At 40.7% G+C, this 18669-nt stretch carries 18 protein-coding genes and 1 pseudogene; 8 read left to right on the plus strand and 11 right to left on the minus strand.

From position 1 onward, the window contains the following. Positions 1 to 436 precede the first annotated feature (436 nt). A complete protein-coding gene (locus tag ACQY1X_RS06725) occupies positions 437 to 1294 on the plus strand; it encodes a hypothetical protein (protein ID WP_430014228.1) in 858 nt (285 codons plus the stop codon). 21 nt (positions 1295 to 1315) lie between these two features. On the opposite strand, the gene ACQY1X_RS06730 is transcribed toward ACQY1X_RS06725, so the two are convergent. Then, a complete protein-coding gene (locus ACQY1X_RS06730; RefSeq protein ID WP_430014229.1) occupies positions 1316 to 1477 on the minus strand; it encodes a hypothetical protein in 162 nt (53 codons plus the stop codon). 236 nt (positions 1478 to 1713) lie between these two features. Between ACQY1X_RS06730 and ACQY1X_RS06735 the strand changes: the two genes are divergently transcribed. The 4 genes from ACQY1X_RS06735 (at position 1714) to ACQY1X_RS06750 (ending at position 4698) form a co-directional block, all read left to right on the plus strand. Next, positions 1714 to 2550 (plus strand): EcoRI family type II restriction endonuclease, encoded by an 837-nt coding sequence (locus ACQY1X_RS06735; RefSeq protein WP_430015504.1) that lies wholly within the window; start codon positions 1714 to 1716, stop codon positions 2548 to 2550. A 37-nt stretch (positions 2551 to 2587) separates the two neighbouring features. Next, positions 2588 to 3598, plus strand: a complete 1011-nt coding sequence (locus ACQY1X_RS06740) for an adenine-specific methyltransferase EcoRI family protein (RefSeq protein WP_002733673.1) — start codon at positions 2588 to 2590, stop codon at positions 3596 to 3598. A gap of 414 nt (positions 3599 to 4012) precedes the next feature. Continuing rightward, entirely contained in the window at positions 4013 to 4288 is a 276-nt protein-coding gene (locus tag ACQY1X_RS06745) for a hypothetical protein (RefSeq protein ID WP_002794726.1), read from the plus strand. Further along, complete coding sequence (locus ACQY1X_RS06750; RefSeq protein WP_004268924.1) at positions 4285 to 4698, plus strand: type II toxin-antitoxin system VapC family toxin; 414 nt, start codon at positions 4285 to 4287, stop codon at positions 4696 to 4698. The genes ACQY1X_RS06745 and ACQY1X_RS06750 overlap by 4 nt, the downstream gene beginning before the upstream one ends. Positions 4699 to 4969: 271 nt before the next feature. Here ACQY1X_RS06750 and ACQY1X_RS06755 read toward each other — a convergent pair whose 3' ends face one another. Next, on the minus strand, positions 4970 to 5977 hold the full coding sequence (locus ACQY1X_RS06755; RefSeq protein ID WP_002752667.1) for a Gfo/Idh/MocA family protein: 1008 nt from the start codon (positions 5975 to 5977) through the stop codon (positions 4970 to 4972). Positions 5978 to 6061: 84 nt separating this feature from the next. Between ACQY1X_RS06755 and ACQY1X_RS06760 the strand changes: the two genes are divergently transcribed. Next, entirely contained in the window at positions 6062 to 8101 is a 2040-nt protein-coding gene (locus ACQY1X_RS06760) for a hydantoinase/oxoprolinase family protein (RefSeq protein ID WP_430014231.1), read from the plus strand. Positions 8102 to 8133: 32 nt separating this feature from the next. Here ACQY1X_RS06760 and ACQY1X_RS06765 read toward each other — a convergent pair whose 3' ends face one another. The 3 genes from ACQY1X_RS06765 to ACQY1X_RS06775 all read right to left on the minus strand — a co-directional run bounded on the left by ACQY1X_RS06765 (position 8134) and on the right by ACQY1X_RS06775 (position 9860). Beyond that, entirely contained in the window at positions 8134 to 8754 is a 621-nt protein-coding gene (locus tag ACQY1X_RS06765; protein WP_002752664.1) for a chorismate lyase, read from the minus strand. A 149-nt stretch (positions 8755 to 8903) separates the two neighbouring features. Beyond that, on the minus strand, positions 8904 to 9200 hold the full coding sequence (locus tag ACQY1X_RS06770) for a hypothetical protein (RefSeq protein WP_002733251.1): 297 nt from the start codon (positions 9198 to 9200) through the stop codon (positions 8904 to 8906). After that, complete coding sequence (locus ACQY1X_RS06775; RefSeq protein ID WP_002752663.1) at positions 9201 to 9860, minus strand: glutathione S-transferase family protein; 660 nt, start codon at positions 9858 to 9860, stop codon at positions 9201 to 9203. Between the two features lie 257 nt (positions 9861 to 10117). Here ACQY1X_RS06775 and lepB point away from each other — a divergent pair, with 257 nt between their 5' ends. After that, positions 10118 to 11215, plus strand: a complete 1098-nt coding sequence (gene lepB / locus ACQY1X_RS06780; protein WP_430014233.1) for a signal peptidase I — start codon at positions 10118 to 10120, stop codon at positions 11213 to 11215. A gap of 101 nt (positions 11216 to 11316) precedes the next feature. On the opposite strand, the gene ACQY1X_RS06785 is transcribed toward lepB, so the two are convergent. The 5 genes and pseudogenes from ACQY1X_RS06785 to ACQY1X_RS06805 form a co-directional block, all read right to left on the minus strand. Further along, complete coding sequence (locus ACQY1X_RS06785; protein WP_002734286.1) at positions 11317 to 11607, minus strand: circadian clock KaiB family protein; 291 nt, start codon at positions 11605 to 11607, stop codon at positions 11317 to 11319. 249 nt (positions 11608 to 11856) lie between these two features. Continuing rightward, positions 11857 to 13079, minus strand: a protein-coding gene (locus ACQY1X_RS06790) for an ISAzo13-like element ISMae28 family transposase (RefSeq protein WP_152416237.1) whose coding sequence is annotated in 2 segments (ribosomal slippage) — positions 11857 to 12599 and positions 12599 to 13079 — 1224 coding nt in all. Because the reading frame shifts where the segments join, the coding sequence is not laid out codon by codon here. 142 nt (positions 13080 to 13221) lie between these two features. Beyond that, a pseudogene (locus ACQY1X_RS06795) lies at positions 13222 to 14070 on the minus strand (response regulator); the annotation flags it as partial. A 192-nt stretch (positions 14071 to 14262) separates the two neighbouring features. Then, the gene (locus ACQY1X_RS06800; RefSeq protein ID WP_002740750.1) at positions 14263 to 14481 is read right to left on the minus strand and encodes a four helix bundle protein; all 219 of its coding nucleotides are present in this window, start codon (positions 14479 to 14481) and stop codon (positions 14263 to 14265) included. A gap of 616 nt (positions 14482 to 15097) precedes the next feature. Next, positions 15098 to 17299 (minus strand): PhoX family protein, encoded by a 2202-nt coding sequence (locus tag ACQY1X_RS06805; RefSeq protein WP_430015505.1) that lies wholly within the window; start codon positions 17297 to 17299, stop codon positions 15098 to 15100. 273 nt (positions 17300 to 17572) lie between these two features. On the opposite strand from ACQY1X_RS06805, the gene ACQY1X_RS06810 reads away from it, so the two are divergent. Then, a complete protein-coding gene (locus ACQY1X_RS06810) occupies positions 17573 to 17896 on the plus strand; it encodes a DUF4164 family protein (protein WP_016517004.1) in 324 nt (107 codons plus the stop codon). 40 nt (positions 17897 to 17936) lie between these two features. Here the strand turns inward: ACQY1X_RS06810 and ACQY1X_RS06815 are convergent, their stop codons facing one another. Continuing rightward, complete coding sequence (locus ACQY1X_RS06815) at positions 17937 to 18620, minus strand: N-acetylmannosamine-6-phosphate 2-epimerase (RefSeq protein WP_430015506.1); 684 nt, start codon at positions 18618 to 18620, stop codon at positions 17937 to 17939. Positions 18621 to 18669: the final 49 nt, after the last annotated feature.

Genomic DNA, 18669 nt, shown 5'->3' on the forward strand with positions numbered 1-18669 from the left:
GAGCAAAAGGTTGAATTAGGGTTTGCGGCAAAAAGTTTGTTGGTGGGTGTGGATTTCCAGGTAAAAAATCTTTACAGAGTCCCCCGACAGTTAAACGAATCGAATAATTATAAATTTTTGTTAAGGGGTGCGGTCAGATCAAATAATCGTCGCTAGAATCAGCCTAGTTGTCAGAAATTTAGTTAAACAAGGTTTTTGACAATATGCTAATCTGGCTAACACGCTTTTGGGCGTGATATACGGAAACTTCTAGCGATCACGCCTAAATGAGGTGATATGCCGAAAGTTGACCCATATCGTTAGTCTGGAGAGTGTTATACGGAAAGTTTTCGTCTTTATGACGTAATTGCGAGGTTAGGCATGAAATTTCTAGCATTATTCGTACCTCGTTTAAGCTTTCTTTGTTAAACAAATTCACCCTTAATACTAATAAAGAATGAAACGAAATTCACTAAGCCAAACGACGCATATACGGCATACAAAGTTGCTTGATTTAGGTATCTTGATCTTTTCGGTTGTAGCTCTTTGTTCAGCGATGCTCCTATCTTTTATATATGTTAATAATGACAATCCCAAAACTACCCCGTTTGTGCTGAGAAAAGATACTTATGACAAGCTTTTCCCTTTTTTATTGGGCACTGTTGCGGTAGGAGGGTTTGCACTTGCATATACACGAATTCAGCGATCAAAAGAGGAAGAAATCGCACGTAAGAAGGCAGCAAAAGCGCTATTAGAACGAAGGATTAAGCGTCTGCAAGAAATTTATACAATAGTTTTGACTTTATATCAAAATATTAGGCTACAACTTCGAAGACTGAGCATAGCTTTTATTTTTGACAAATATGATGGGCAATGGAAAATCCGGCGAAGCCTCTTTGAAGAGGTATTGTTTGCACTTAATGAATCTCAGATGGCGGGTGAAAAGATTGTTAAGACACTAGAATTTGAGCAGGATGCAATAAAGTCTGTAAGGCAAAAACACGATAGCGATGACGAAGATAATCAGGAGTATGAGAAACTTATTGATGATTTAAGAGCCCAAATTGGCGGTATAGAAGGAGTTCTTCGCAATGTTTTGAAGTTGGTGGAGTGGCAGAGTATAACAGTTGGAACTTCTTCCGAAGAGGATCTTGTTGCAGTGCCTCAGAAGTTTGTAAACTTTGTAGAAACAAGTTCTACCGGCAACTTGGGATTTCTAAAAATAATTCAGTATTTCAATAAGTTCTCAAAGAATATTCGACTACGAATAGCAATACTTGAGACTGAGCATGAATCATATGGTAATGAGTCATAATATCGTGTCTAAAATTAGTGCCTAACAATTCCAGTGCAGCGGATTGACCGAAGTTGCTTGGGCGGGATGTAGAGACCCTGGCAACCGCTGACCCGAAACGTTAGTGCGATCGCCATCGCCGTAGGGTGCGTTCCCTAAGGTGGCTCCTACTGCTCCAGCGCTCGATTTTGGGGAACGCACCATGTACATTGATTGAAACTGTGGGTTAAACTGCGATGTGGGCTAGTCTGGCTAACACGCTTTTGGGCGTGATATAGGGAAAAGTTCGGGCGATTGCGCCCAAATGGGGTGATATGCCGAAAGTTGACCCATATCGTTACTCTGGAGAGTGTTATACATAAAGTTGGTGTATAATCTTTCGTTATAGATACATTGCCTGTAGCAGAAAGTGGCAGATTTAAGTAAAGAAAAGGCACAATATGACTAAAAAGAATCAATCAAAAAGATTAACGAATCAACATAAAGAGTCTAAAGGTGTAGTTGGTATATTTGGAGATGAAGCAAAATCACACGACATAACTGTTGGAAAAATTTCACTTTTTGTAATTGAACAGCTTGAAAAGGAGTTTCCTCAATTATCTTTTCAATACAAAACGAGCATAAAAAAAGAAGAAATAAACGAAGCATTAAAGAAAATTGACCCTGAATTAGGACAAACACTTTTTGTATCAAATTCAAGTATTATACCCGATGGTGGAATAATAGAAGTAAAAGATGATAACGGTAATTGGAGAATCGTTTTAGTTTCGGAAGCTAAACATCAGGGGAAAGACATTGAAAACATCAAAGCAGGAAAACTTGTAGGAGCAAAAAATGATCAAGATTTGATGGCTGCTGGTAATGCGATAGAAAGATCCCATAAAAACATATCTGAAATCGCTAATTTGATGTTATCTGAATCTCATTTTCCCTATGTATTATTTCTAGAAGGCTCAAATTTTTTAACAGAAACTATTTCAATTAAAAGACCCGATGGAAGGGTTGTAACGCTTGAATACAATTCAGGAACGCTAAATAGATTAGATAGGTTAACTTCTGCAAATTATGGAATGCCCATTAATACCAATTTGTGTAAAAATAAGTTTGTCAAGCATAAAGATAAAACAATTATGCTTCAAGCAGTTTCTATATACACACAAGGAAATGGCGAAAAATGGGATGTCAAAAAAATGTTTGATATTATGCTTGAAATTTCTAAAACCTCTCTTAAAGTATTAGGCAGTGAGATATTTAATCAGATAACCAAAAGTAAATAACTAAAACAAAGATTTATTAAATCAAAATAGGTTGAAAATGGCAAGAAATGCAACAAACGAATTATTACAAAAAGCTAAAAAATCAAAAAGTGACGAGTTTTATACACAGCTTTCAGATATAGAAAGCGAATTACAGCATTATAAAAGTCATTTTGAAAATCAAGTAGTTTATTGCAATTGCGATGACCCCCGAATTAGTAACTTTTTTAATTATTTTACCTCAAATTTTAATGAATTAGGTCTTAAAAAAATAATAACATCTTGTTATAGAGAGCAAGTAAAAAATTTATTTAATACAGAAGAAGATGAAAAAGGTTTTTTCTTTGAATATACAGGTACAGAAGGCGAAAAAAACAAACCAAGTTCAACTGACCTAGTTTACTTTAATGGAGATGGTGATTTTCGTAGTTCGGAAAGCATTGAACTATTAAAGCAGTCCGATATTGTTGTTACCAATCCCCCATTTTCATTATTCAGAGAGTATGTAGCTCAATTGGTTAAATACGATAAAAAGTTTTTGATAATTGGAAATATTAATGCAATAACCTATAAAGAAATTTTCAAACTTATTAAAGAAAACAAGGCGTGGTTAGGAATAAATCTTGGTAGAGGTATTTCAGGTTTTATTGTACCTGAACACTATGAACTATATGGAACAGAAACTCGAATAGATAACTCTGGTAATAGAATAATCTCACCGAACAATTGTTTATGGCTTACTAATTTAGATAATTTTAAGCGGCACGAAGATATAGAACTCACAAAAAGATATTTTGGCAACGAAGTTCAATATCCAAAATATGACAATTATGATGGAATTAATATTAATAAAACACAAGACATACCAATAGACTATAAGGGATATATGGGAGTGCCAATAACATTTTTACATAAATTTAATCCCGACCAATTTGAAATAATTAAATTCAGGAAAGGGAATGATGATAAAGATTTATCAGTAAATGGGAAATGTCCGTATTTTAGAATACTAATAAAGAATAAACGAATACAAACTGAATATATTGATTTAACTGACAAAGAAAGATAATGTATAACAAATCGTTGTACCTGACATTTTTCCGCTACGATCCAAAATGTCGGTGAAATCGATCGTTATGCTCCAAACTTAGTGCGATGTCGAAGGCACTGCTACGCAATGCGATCGCCATCGCCGTAGGGTGCGTTCCCTAATATGGCTACTGCTGCTCCACTAATAGATTTTTGGGGAACGCACCATGCACATTGATTGAAACTGTGGATTTAAGTGCGATGCCGAAGGCACTGGGTAGCAGTACGCCGCTCTGGTGGGTTAGGTTGACGGCAGACCCCCAACTGTGATCTTTGACTTCATGCCAATTTGTGCGGACTGTATTCAGGTGTTACCTGCTGTGATAGTTAGTAAGTGAGCCTGTTCGTTGAGTTGAGGAGTAAAATAGGAGAAGTCCTAATCTAAGATTTAGTAATGGATAGAAGCATTATAGAACGGCAACCGCTAATTGAAGCAGTCAAGGCTCTCCCTGATGAGGCTTTAGTGGAACTGTCTAATTTTCTTGACTATCTTCGCTATAAAGCAGCCCATCAAAGAGAACTGACCACTCATTCTTCTAGTTTTCTGCTTGCAGTTGCAGGTTTAGGCAACTCTGGTCAACAGGATATTTCAGAACGTGATGAAGAGATTCTAGGCAATGAGATTGATCCGGTGTCCGGCTGGAATCTTAAGCCAAGCAATTCAGTATGACGGCGATACTTGACACCAGTTTTTTGTTTGCCTTAACCGATCAGGGCGATCGCAATCATCAGCGGGTGTTGGCTATTGCTCAAAGCGTGAATGAGCCATTGGTTCTACCTGTCGTTGTCTTGCCTGAGGTCTGCTATCTGATTGCATCAAGATTGAGCCACCAAGCAATGCGCCGTTTTGTATCCAGTATGACACCTGATGCGGTTCAAGTTGAACCTGTAATCCCAGAAGACTTGGTACGAGTGCACGAGATATTGGAACAATATGCTGACAATCAGCTTGACTTTACAGATGCAGCGATCATTGCCATAGCTGAAAGGCTTACTATTACTCGCGTTTACACACTTGATCGCCGAGATTTTTCGATTATTCGTCCAAGTCACTGCGATTACTTTGAGTTATTTCCTTGAACCACCAGCTAACACTGCGTGGCAGCGGACGGTCGCAATTCGTCGCTGCCGAGCTTGCTTTCTAATGCCGTCGCTGATTTGAGCCGTTAGCGATCGACCGCGCTACGCACCGATCGGGTGAAAGAAATTAGATAAATTCAACGCCGTACAAACTCCTCGTCAATAGCAAATCAGGTTATACTTCACACCCCACACCCCACACCCCACACCCCACACCCTACCCCCACGAAAAACTTTTTCAGCAGACCCTACCTATCGATCCCATGTTTCCCTATTTTAAGCGCACAATCTCTCCAACTCTGGCTAGAGATAATTCTGCTGCCTGGAGGATTTTGACTAATTCCGTCCCTACCGATCCCGAAGATACAGGAGAATCGACACCTGTAGCCACCGACTCTAGAAAATGTTCGCATAATGCTTTTAGGGGTTCACCATCGGCAATAGGGATAGATTCCGTCTCCTGTCCCCGGGGAATAAAATAGGCTTCCTGACGTTCAAAATCGCCCTTTTGTCGGGTTAAAGGCGATCGAGAGTCTAATTCATTAAAAATTAAAGTCCCTTCGCTGCCAACTATCCCTAAACGTCGCTGTTTATCGGGATTCAACCAACAAAGGTGAATAGTCGCTTGAAAACCATCGCCATAGATCAGGGTTAACCAGACTAAATCGGCTAGATTAGGTTGTAGCCAGAAGGTTCCCCTTGCCTGCACTAATACTGGTGTACTATTAAGCCAATGATTAAAAATCGAGATATCGTGAATAGCCAGATCCCACAAAGCGGACACATCCTGACGAACTGGCCCCAGGTGGGTGCGAGTGGCATAACCATAAAGAGGTTTACCGATACCCCCGGATTGCAGGACTTTTTGTCCAGTGATAACGGCGGGATGAAAAAGATAGGTATGATCAACTAATAAAATACGCTGTTTTTTCGCCGCTAATTCCGTTAATTCGCCACATTCTTGGGGATTGAGGGTTAAGGGTTTTTCGGCGAGGACATGATAACCTAAATTAAGAGCATCTTTAATCAGGGGATAATGGCTGATGGCGGGAGTAACGACGACCACAGCCGAGATTTCGGGGTGATTGCGAATAGATTCCCAGTCATTGGCTAAAATAACCTTATTAGTATCGAGATTAAATTGATCGCGACAGAGACGGAGTTTTTCGGGGGAGGGATCAACGATCGCCACTACTTGCGCTGAGGGATGTTGAGAAAAATGACGGACGTAATGCACTCCCCAACGTCCTACCCCTAAGATAGCGATTCCTGTGGACATTTTGCTTACTCAGATAAATCAATCTAGTTTATCTTAAAAGGATTAGGCGCAATTGTTAATTGATTCTGAGAACTGGAAGGGATTATGTTAAAATTTTTTATCGATCGAGGGGGAACTTTTACCGATATCGTGGCGATAATCGATCAACCAGAAATTATTGAACGACTAGCTAGAGATGCCGCTAGATTTCTGATTGTTCCCCTTGCCGATCAACAGTGGATTGTTCTCTATAAACTGCTCTCGGAGAATCCCGAAAAATACCCAGATGCAGTCATTCAAGGGATCAAAGATATTAGCGGTTCCCTAGATAACATCGAAGTGATTAAAATGGGAACAACGGTAGCCACCAATGCGCTGTTAGAAAGAAAAGGAGAGCGCACGGTTTTGTTAATCACCAAAGGGTTTAAAGATGCCTTGAGAATTGGCTATCAAAATCGCCCCGATATTTTTGCCCGTCAAATTATTCTTCCTTCTTTATTATACGAACAAGTTATCGAAGTGGCCGAACGCTACGATAGTCAAGGACAAGAATTAATCGCCGTTAATCCTGCCCAAGTTAAAGCTGATTTAATACCAGTTTATCAAGCGGGTATCCGAAGTTGTGCGATTGTTTTTATGCACGGTTATCGTTATCCCGACCACGAAAAACAAGTGGCAGCCATTGCCGAAGAAATCGGCTTTACTCACCTAGCCATTTCCCACCAAGTCAGTCCTTTAATGAAACTGGTATCCCGGGGAGATACCACAGTAGTTTCTGCCTATCTATCGCCAATTTTACGCCGCTATGTTGATAGTATTAGCCAGCAATTACCGAAAACTAGCTTACTATTTATGAAATCCGATGGCGGTTTAGTCACCGCCGATAAATTTCAGGGCAAAGATAGCATTTTATCCGGTCCTGCGGGTGGAATAGTCGGGGCAGTACAAACCAGTTTAAGGGCGGGATTTAGCAAAATTATCAGTTTTGATATGGGAGGAACTAGCACCGATGTTTCTCATTTTCAAGGGGAATACGAGCGGCAAACAGATAACGAAATTGCTGGCGTAAGAATGCGAGCGCCGATGTTAAGTATTCACACCGTGGCCGCTGGTGGGGGTTCGATTTTAGTCTATGATGGTTATCGTTTTCGGGTCGGACCAGAAAGTGCCGGAGCTAATCCGGGACCGGCCTGTTATCGACGGGGTGGACCATTAACAATTACCGATGCTAATGTTTTGTTAGGAAAAATTCAAGCTGCCTATTTTCCCGCTATTTTTGGACAAGAGGGAAATTTACACCTAGATAGAGAGATTGTGCTGACAAAGTTTCAAGAATTGGCGGCAACAATGGGGGGTAATAATAGTCCTGAAATGTTGGCTGCGGGGTTTATTCAAATTGCCGTAGAAAATATGGCTAATGCGATTAAAAAAATCTCTCTACAAAAGGGTTATGATCTCAGTGATTATACTCTTTGTACCTTTGGCGGTGCCGGGGGTCAAGTGGCCTGTTTAATTGCCGATACTCTGGGAATGAAAAGTATTTTTCTCCATCCCTACGCTGGGGTTTTAAGCGCCTACGGCATGGGTTTGGCCGATTTGAGGGTAATTAAAGAAAAAGCGATCGAACAGCCGTTAAATGCCGATTTAATCGGGCAGTTACTCACGGAGATGAAGGAATTAGAAGTTTTAGCGGGTCGGGAATTAGAGGGTTATAATCGGGTGCGGCAGCAAGTCAGTTTAAAATATCAAGGCAGTGATGCCACTTTAGCGGTTAATTTTAGCGATCAAATGCGTCAGGATTTTGAACGGGAACATCAAAGACGTTATGGGTTTAAGCAAGAACAAAAAGCTTTAATTGTTGAGTCGATTGCCGTGGAATTGATCCAGACTATGGACAGTCCCAAAGAAGCAATTTTAACTCGCTCCCGTCCGATGGGAGAATTACCTCCTATCCTCGATCGAGTAGCGGTTTTTCTGGCTAATCAATGGCGAGAAACGCCAATTTATCAGCGTTCAGATCTGCAACCTTTTGATTGTCTGGCAGGACCGGCAATTATTATCGAAAAAATTAGCACGATTGTGATCGAACCGGGTTGGATGGCCAAATTAACGGAGAAAAATCATTTAATTCTCTCCAAAGATTAGCTAATTGAACTACATAGAAATATCTACGGCAGTTAACCTAATTGATCAATTCTCATTTCGCCGAGGTATTTACGGAGATAGGGAGAAAAAACCTCGTAAATCAGGGTAAGGGGTTGGCGAGCGTGCCAAAATAGGTAATGACGACCCCAAAATCCTCCTTTTTCCCCAAAAGCTATTTCTAATTCCGGGGAATGACCGTAATAAAGTCCCTGCACATCGCGATACAATTCCGTGTGCAGCCGCGAGAGACTTTCCCAAATCGGTAGGGAACGATTTTCTAGATATTCGTCCACTTGATTGGCGGACCACCAAGAAGCGGCATAGGCTAACCTTTGACCACTAGCTGTGCGTAACCAGACTTGACGACGCAATCTCGGCCCCGGAATCAGGCTAATTTTCATCGGTGCGCCATCCTCATCATCGCCGATGGGGGACATATCGATCACATCCACTTCCGTTTTTTCACCGGTTAAAAGTTGTAAATGACGGGTGGGAGAACCATCGCCGAGAATTAAAATCTGCCAAGGAGGCGCGAGTTGGCTATGGGGTAAACCTTGTTTAACATCGGTTTCGTCTCCTTGCCAGAGAGGGGACAGGGAGTACCAAGGAGGATTAAGCAGGGGCTTTTCTTGGGGGCGGAGGATAGCAGTCAAGGTTTGTTACAAAACTTTATGATTTTTTCATTAATCATAACACGGGATTTTTGTCTGCTGGCGATAAAAGCGATCGCCCTACGCCAATCCTCTCTAAATTTTTCGGTTAGCAGATGCACTCTCGCCAAAGGAGATTGACTATTTTTATTTTAACGATAGAAAGGTATCAATATCTGGAGGAGTTTTTGTAATCTTCTCAGGGCAATTAATTGTCGAATCTTGGGATTAATTTGGGGAGGATAAATGCTGGTGGCTAATTGTTCTTCTAGTAAGGCATATTCTGCCGCAGTTAGGGGTTGATTATCAAGGGGCGAGCGAGCCGAGGTGATAATTTCTGCTCGTAAAACTTCTTCGGGAATATCTTCAGGAGAGGGCAAAGCAAGGGCTTTTAGGGGCGATAAGAAACCGATAGAGATGAGGATGATAATTTTTGTCGTTCGCTGCATTTAATTTAAACCGGGGGGCAATTTTTCTCGACACTGTTGATGAATTTCCCCGATTCTAGCAAACAACCAGGGATATTTTTGACGATAACTGGGAATTAGAGCCAGAGGACTGAGTAGGGCAGTGGCGGCAATATCGGCTACACTTAATTTATCTCCCACCAAATAGGCCTGATTTTGCCAATATTCTAGAATCTTGAGGGCATTTTCTAGGCGCTCCTCCGCTAGTTTTACCCTTGCTGGGGTGATTTTATATTGTTGTCGCACGATCTTAATAATTATTTGACTACTCAGGGAAGAATCGATCGCTTTTCCCTCTCCAGCGCGATAATCATAATAGACAAATCTCGTCGCTACTCCAATACTTTCATCTAACCAATCCTCTAGTAACCAAGCTTGATTTTTCTCCTTTTCCCCAGCGGGAATAAAAGAGGGGAAAGGAACTACTTTTTCTAAATATCTGAAAATGGCAGTAGAATCGGCAATAATCTCATCTGCTGCCATTAAAACGGGGACAGTGGTTAACCCTTTAGTTAGGGGACTGAGTTTGAGAATATGTAGTCCGGGGGTGAGATTTTCTACTTGGTAATCAATCCCCTTATAACCTAGGGCTAAACGAGCTTTGCGACAGTAATGAGAGGTGCTAAATTGAAGTAAAAGCATTAATTGTTATTGGTTGTTAGAGCAGTTATCAGTTATCAGTTATCAGATTTGAGTTTTAAGTTACCAGTTACCAGTTATCAGTTATCAGATTTGAGTTTTAAGTGAACAGTTACCAGTTATCAGTTATCAGATTTGAGTTTTAAGTGAGCAGTATGTATTAAGGGAGCAGTATTATTCCTAATGTGTTTTCACTGATTACTGATCACTGTTTACTGATTACTGTTTACTAATTACTGAATTGCCAATAAATATATACTATGAGCAAACCCTCCCTTTTTTCGGCTGTTTCTCGTCCTTATGCGACTAATTCACAAGCAAAAGATCCCTGGTTAGCGGTCAATCTCTCGATGTTTTTCCCCGGTTTGGGACAATGGTATGCTAACAAAAACCAAAAAGCAACCATTTGGGCGATCGCTCAAGTAATATTAATAATTGTGACAATTTGGTCAATTTTTAGCCCCAATGGCCCTGTAAGCTGGGGATTAGGGGGAATAGTTGCTCTGGTTATCGTTTACATTAGTAATATTTTTGACGCTCACTGGACTGTTTATGATTCCAGACAGAATAACAGCTTAGAAAAAATTCCCCGGAAACAAAAAAACCCATGGTTTGCCGTCTTCGCTAACCGGATTATGCCAGGTTTGGGGCAATTGTACGCTGATAAGGTGAGCTTAGGGATAATTTTTCTGACTATATCCCAGATTAGCCTGAAAATGGATCATTTTTTGACCAATATCCTCTTTCTTACCCCTTTAATTACAGCGATCGCTATTTATCATGTTTATCACACTTTCCCCCATCAATTCCACCCCCATCGTCACACCTATCGTTCCATTTTGGCACTGATGGTGGGAGTGATTTTTACTTGGGGAATTATCTGTAATTATTTTCCCAATTGGTTACATCAAAAAATAGAATTTTTCCAGATTCCGAGCGAATCCATGCTACCTACCCTCGCAATAGGTGATCGCATTTTCGTCAGTCAATCTGGTAATTATCAAGCGAAAAGAGGCGATATAATTGTTTTTAGAACTCCCGAAAAAATTAGGCAACTAGATCCTAATTCTGGAGATTTTTTTATCAAACGAGTCATCGCTATTGCCGGAGATACCATTGAAATCCGCAGGGGTAAAGTTTATCTCAACCGGCAAGTTATCGAGGAACCCTACACCGCCGAGTTGGGCAATTATGAAATAGAATTTATGACTGTACCCCCAAAAAATCTGTTTGTTTTGGGAGATAATCGTAACCATAGTTTTGATTCCCATGCTTGGGGTTTTTTGCCGGAAAGTTATATCATTGGTCAAGCCTATAAAGTTTACTGGCCTCTTGATCGTGTCCAGTCTTTGCTATGATGGGGATGACTATTGATTTTCAACTGTCTTCAAGGGGTAATTTTAATCCTATCTACTTATTAGCGAGGAAAAACCTAACCAGAAGAATTTTTCGGTGAATCCTAATTGAGACGCGAGTCTTTGGGAATAACATCCAAACCGAGGAGAACCTTTTGGGTATTGGACATATCGCCGATAATTCTTTGTAGGGGTGGGGGAAGTTGTTTGACTAAAGTAGGAGTTACGAGAATTTTATCCTGTTCCGCTAATTGCGGCTGTTCGAGAACATCAATTATTTCTACCGTATAAAGACCGGATAACTCCTCGCGACAGATCCGAAAAATATTGGCGATCGCCCTCTGGGATTTACTTGAATCACCCATAATGTAGAGTTTGAGAAGATATTGACTCATGATTGCGTGTTATTGAACAGTTTAAGGGACTTCCAGAGAATAAAATACCCAACAAAAAAATAGAAAAGTGTTTTTTTGAAAAAGTAATTATTTTTGTCTAGGAAAACAAAGAGTCTCCCATTACAACCTATTTTTCCGAAAAAAAAATAGCAGCATAAACTTTTATACTTCCGAGCTTTTTCGAGTATAACAAGGACAAGTTAAAGAATCAAATACAGTTTTTAGCTAACCATCTTAGTTAACTACAAACTAGGTCTTATCATAATAAATATCAATAAACCATTGCCCCAAATCGGGAAAGTCTTGATTCGTTGATTCTGTGAGACGTTCGATTTTTTCTTCGATTTTTTCCATGGCTTTTTTAGTAAGCTTTACTCCTTTTTCGTAAGTTTCAGTAATCAACTTAACAATCGGGTGTTTTCCTTTCCAAGTCATAGTTTGGGCGAATTTCAAAGCTGTTTCGATTTCATCTAAAATACTCCCATTCCAATGGTTTTCTAACACAGCCCAGGTTCGTTCAATAGGATTATATTTACTATGGTAGGGGGGATAGTAAGCTAAACGTATATTAACTTGATATTTTTGGGAAAACTCAACTATACGTTTCATAAACTGAGTTCGTCTCGAATTATTTTCTGATCCATTATCTTGATTAATTATCAAAGTTTTAATTTTCTCAAAACGAGATTTTTCAGATTCCCAGAAATCCTCTAATATATCAACAATAAAGTCACTGGTGACTGTGGAGGTAGTCAAATACAAAAACAACTCATCAAATTCTGGAATAAATATTCCGTAAGGGGTTAGGGTTGTTTTCGGATTAAAATCATGATCGTTTGTTTCGACAGTTATTCTATTTTTACCTCCTCGATCAAACAGTCCAATATTAACACGGGCTTTGGCATCTAAACTAAGACGTAACATCGTAGGGTCTTCATCCGCTTCCCGATTAATGTTAGCTAATTCCTCAAAGATTGCCTCGGTTTCTGGAATTTTTTTTGAGGTAAAACTTTAGCGACTCTTTTCAGACGATAACCTAAGTTATTTAATTTAACCCGAATAGTTTCCTCGCTCGGTAAATCCTCATCACTGTACCCATATTTAGAGATTAATTGCTTTCGGACTTCGGCCGCACTCAGTCTCACATAAAGCCTTTGGCTTTTAAAACTTGGGTCAGTTTGGCTTTGAGAATCCACTAAATTTTTGATGTTTTCCAATAGAAAAGGTAAATGTTCTTCTGCTTTTTTCCGCCCCTTAGCTGAATGATTATCAACACAAATAATGCCTCTTTTTAGTTCTTTAATTCCTTTACGAATAGTAGTTCGATTCCAGCCTAACTCCTGTGCAGCAAGGGTTTGTCCCCCATAGCCTAATTCTAAGACTGTTTGCGCCATGAATCTTCTTTTAGCTGCACCTTTTAATTGAAGTGCAGTTTCACTGAGCAATTTCTTGAGGGAATCAGTTAATTCCATATATTCTTAAAAAGAAAAACTTGATTAATAATGTACAGGATTAATTCTACTACAAAATTGGAAGGAGGGGGCAACCATCGATCCCTACCTCCCACACTCCGAGAATGATTATTATTCTTGAGAATGAATAGTTTATTTTTTGGAAGTCCCTAATGTTGCTGAGACCGATATAGTATTTACGATAGAAAGAGACGAGATAACCCATCAATTCCAAGACCATGAGACGACCTTCGCTAACGTAGGCCTGCGCTTTGGCCAGGGTGACATCCTGATTTTTTTGGCGTAGGGTGGTGGTATGAATGTCCACCACATCGCGAGGACTAGCTTTTAAGAATCCTAACTTATCGGCTAAGCTTCGCAGTCGTTCCGATAGATTATGTTCCACTTTATATGCTTGTTCTTCCAAAGCTAAATCTAATAAATCTCCGTAATTTTGGACTAATTCTTGAAAAATATCGGGAATACTCTGCCTTATTGCCTCAGAACCGAACATTTTCGCCGTGATGCTAGTTTGTCCTCCCTTGATTAACTGTTCCAGTTCGCGAAATTCTTCTTCCTGTTGTTGATGTTTAAGATTGAGGATATATTGCTGACGCTCGATCGCTACACGAATTTGATAGACTAAAAGACTACTATCGATATTATTTAACTGAATATAACCATCAGCACCGAGTTGAAAGGCTTTAACGACTAATTTCTCATCATTGCTAGTAGTTTGAACCACTATCGGTATAGCAGCGGCTAATTCTCTGGTTTTGACTAGAATATTTAAGCCGGGGGGGACGGAGATTTCCAAGCTTAAGAGGATGAGATCAAATTTCTCCCCTGCCAGTTTTTCGGCAGTTTCCTCTAGATCCTGAGCTTGGGTGAGGGTGAAAGTCAACCCCTCAGCCAGAGAACATTGGGGGGCTTTTAACAGCAATCTCTGGATTAATTTAACAGTCGTCGGTTCGTCCTCTATCAATAAAATTCTACAGAGGTCCCTAGTCATACTAAATCCTGTTTAAAAAGCATAGGAGAGTGGGGAGCGGGGGAGAGAGGATTAAAACTGTATATTAACGCTTTAAGAGCCATGGCTGAGAATTATTAATTATTTGCCCTAAAATAGCCAAAATTTCCTCGTACACACTTGATAATTCTTCTCCTGTTTGTGCGTCCATATATCCGCACTGTACGGCAAAATTTAACCATGTTTGTCAAATGCGGCTTGGTATCTAGGTTTAAGCCATGTCTCCGCTAGATTAGCACAAATAGAACGAGAATACCGTCGAATTTGGTCAGTTAGAGCATATTTTTCTTCTTTAGGAAAACTTTTCGACAATTGAAAAATTTTCATGGCTGCACAGAAGGCTTTTTGATAGGACTTCCAATCTTTATGGCTTCTAATTGGCTCAGTTGACATTTTTCGCCGCACTTAAGCTTCTAGCTAAATTATATATCTCCCCTCTCCCTTCTCCCCTCTACAATCATTACTCGCAGTCAGAAATAGGTTGAGGCATATCATACTTTGTGCTTTTTGTCAAAAAAACTTTTTTTTTGCAATAAAACTACATAAAAAAAAGATCATCGTTGTGGGTGAAATTGACTGATTTACCCGTCTTAATTAGGATCACTTTCTAGGTGTGGCAAGGGTTTCAACTATTGCTGCTCAAAAAAGCACACAATAGCCCACTGTGAAATTCTATCAAATCGCTGTAACCATTACAACATCGTTGTTAAATAAAAATCTTTCTCAATTAATTCTTAAGAATTTGTAAATATTGCGGAATGTTAATTTAAATATTCTCAAGTTTTTGCCTTCAATAAATAATTTTTGCTTATCTTTGTCCAACATTGGGTTAGGAGTCAGTTATCAGTTATCAGTTATCAGATGTGAGTTTTCAGTTCACTGATTACTGTTTACTGTTTACTGGACGGCTACGCCGTGCCTTTGGCAACACTGAAAAAAGCTTCTCCCTACACCCCACACCCCACACCCTACACCCTACACCCCACACCCCACACCCCACTTCCCTCACCTATTTTGACTCGATTCGGCGAATTGCCACCACTGCTGGCCGGGGAGGTTGATTAACTTGACCACTGGGCCAATTCGACCCTAGGGGTACTTGTCGCATTTGTTCAAATTCCTGCCCATTAGTGGTTTTAAGGGCAAATTTACGGTTTTCAAAGGCTAAATCCCGACGAATTCCCCCCGCTTCCCCCGGATGTTGTACTGCCAAAAATAACGTCTCTTGGTCGGGAGTAAAGTACAATCCCGTTAATTCCGCATCCATGGGAGCGATAGCAAAAGGATAGGGATGCTCTTGACCCTTAACAAACACCCAAGCGCTATTATTACCAAAAATCCCCAATAAATCCCGTTGACTAACCGGGACACCCTGGGGATAACGAGTTTTCATCTCTCGATTTAACCCACCCGTGGAAATATCGCTAACCATCCAGAGATTTCCCTGTTGATCGAACGCGAGGTTATCGGGATTAGAAAAACCCGCACCCTTCTCGGTCGGTTCCCCTCCGTAAGCGACCACATCCCAACGAAAACTTAAGGAAGCAGCATCGTTATTATCTTCCCTTAAGCTGATAATCCAACCAAATTCGTAGGGGATTTCGCCATTTGGTCCCTTAAATATCTCCCTATCGGCTCCTCCCTCCGCTTCACTGGGACTACCAGAGGTAAAGGTTATATATAAAGTGCCATTCTCGTCCACTTCTGTATCTTCTGGCCGACCAGTACAAGTGATCCCAACGGCGTTAGCGGCAAAATGAGCATCGATGAGAATTGCTCCCTGTTTTTCCGTTCCATTACCTTCATACAGGTCTGCGAGGGTCTTATATTTAGCTTTGTAGGCTAGAATCTCCTCATCGTCCTTAAATAGCAGTAATTTAGTCTCATTGACCGTTCTTTCGGGATTCGGCAAAGCTACCACCCCATCCCCGCGACTAGCGGCAATTTGACTCGGTAGGACGGGATTGATCTCCGTGTCGGGATTTAAGGGTATCCAATAACCGGTTTTATCGGGGTTGAATTTCGCCCCGTAGAGCATTCCTTTTTCTAGGAGTTTTGAGTTATTTTTCGCCTTAATATCGCTAATTTTGCCCTCGGAGACGAATTTATAGACATGACCGCCTCTGCGATCGCATCCTGAATAAACCGCCAAGGGTTGCCCCGTTTGAGCGAGAAAAGCGACCGCTTCATGGCGAAAACGCCCTAACCAAGTGTGTTTTGTGCCGTAATCGTCGGGATTGGCCGGATCCACCTCCACCATCCAACCGTATTTATTTCCCGCTAACCCAAAAACGTTACCCCGGCCATCCACTTCCCCACTATTGAGAATAAAGGGGGTAGTATCGGGATGCAAAGAGGAACCGTCTTTTAACACTACCTCCGTCACTTGGTCTTGAAAGTTCTCCTCGGCACTAAATACGGTCCCCCAAGGCGTTGTTCCCCCAGCGCAATTTTGAAACGTTCCGATAATTTTTGCCCCTAATCCGTCATCGTAGCCAAGTTTATCGGTTTTGGTAAAAATTGCTACAGCAGGACCAGTCGCTTTCAGGTAGTGATCGTCCTTTAGTCCAGAAATACCGGTAATGCGGCGATCGGCTTTACTATAGGTACGTTGCCATTTTCCCGTTTGATCTTTAGCGAGGGAAATTACGCCAATTCCCTGATCAATTAAGCCTTCTAGGGAGATTTCCTCGATTTTTGCCCTTAAGCTGGCATCTTGCAGACGATAGGCGGCAATTTCACCCTTTTCGTTCGTTTTTTCCCGTACTTCCTTGACGGGTAGGGTTTTACCAATCACTTGTTCAAAGGTTTGTAGCCAAGTACGACCACTGATATATTCAAAATTAACGGTTAGATAACCTTGACCCGGACTGGTTTCGATAAAAGATAGATAATCATTGTTATAACCGAAACGGGAATCACCCACTTTATCCCCCCACTGTGCCAGCACATCATAGGTGAATCCTTGCGGAAGAACGAGATCATCTAGGACTTTATAGGTTTGATAGGCATTTTTTTGGCTTTCATCGCTCATACCGTCAATTTTTAAGGGAATTGGCAGTTTGACTGGAGAAAAGTTTAACCCAAAACTATTGGCAGCGATCGCAGGACTGCTAATCAGAGAGGAATATTTTTTCTCTTGCAGACTGAAAAAAGAGACACCAGCAGTGGCAGTTAAAAAGGTGAGGAAATTACGGCGAGAAATACTCATATTTTCAGGAATAAAGTCAAAACTGGTGTTCAGACCTTGATTAGGTTAAATTTTATTACATAAACTTGACATAGGTATTATATATTATCCAAGTTATGACTAAGTTAACAGCCAGTTAAAAGTAATCAGTAAACAGTAATCGGTGCAAAGACAGCAGAAAACTGCCATAATCAGTAAATAGTAATCGGTGCAAAGACAGTAGAAAACTGCCATTTAATACCGCTCACTTAAAACTCAAATCTGATAACTGAAAACTGAATAGGGGTTTAGCAAATGTCTAACGAAACTGTAACTTATTCCCTAGAAACCGTTCTGACAAGGATTGAGGGAAAAATCGATAACCTACAAAGAGATGTTACTCAAAAATTCGACAAAATCGATGAACGTCTCACAAAATTAGAAATCGGACAAGCAGAACTCAAAGGAGAGTTAAAAGGAGATATTAAAGCTTTAGATGAGCGATTGACCACGGAAATCAAGGGATTAACGGCACGGGTTGCCTATCAGGAATTTACTAACCGGGGGATTTTAATCGCTTTAGTCGTCGCCATTTTGGGTGGTGCGGCGAAACTTTTTGGTTTTTTTCCTAATCCCTAGAAGTGGCTATTAGGCACGGCTAGGAGCAAGATTAATGTCATTAATCTTTTGATAAAATTCCTTGTAAAAAAGCGCTAGTTTTTAAATCAATCCCTGTAATTGCTGTGCCAACAACTACCGAATATGCACCAACTTCTAAGGCTTTTTTTGCTTCTGTTGGAGTCGATATTCCTCCTTCACAGATAACAGGAACTGATAACTTATTAACTAATTCTTCTAGGAAAGAAAAACTCGGCGGTGGTAGATTTTTAGTTGCTTCTGTGTAACCGTAAAGAGTTGTACCGACAATATCAGCACCAGCTGCCACGGCATAAATAGCACTTTCGATCGAGTCTATATCTGCCATGACTAATTTACCAGTTTCCCGATGAATACGATCGATAATTGTGGCTAAATTTTCATCATTAGGACGCTTTCTGGGGGTAGCATCCAAGGCAATTATATCGGCACCCGCATCGGCAATGGCCAGAGCATCTTGATATTTGGGCGTAATATATACCGAACAATCGGGATAATTGCGTTTCCAGAGTCCAATTATCGGTATATCCGGCAATTGTTGACGGGTGGCTTTCAGATGAGCGGGACTATCAATTCTTACCCCACAAGCACCCCTATCCACGCAAGCATGAGCCATGGCAGCAATAATTACAGGATCGTGCAGAGATGACTCCACTGGCGCTTGACAGGAGACGATTAAACCCGATTTTAAGGTTTCTATTCGCATAAATTGGGGTGTAGGGTGTGGGGTGTGGGGTGTGGGGTGTGGGGTGTGG

Source organism: Microcystis protocystis FBCC-A270, assembly GCF_050500235.1.
Lineage (GTDB): Bacteria > Cyanobacteriota > Cyanobacteriia > Cyanobacteriales > Microcystaceae > Microcystis > Microcystis ichthyoblabe_A.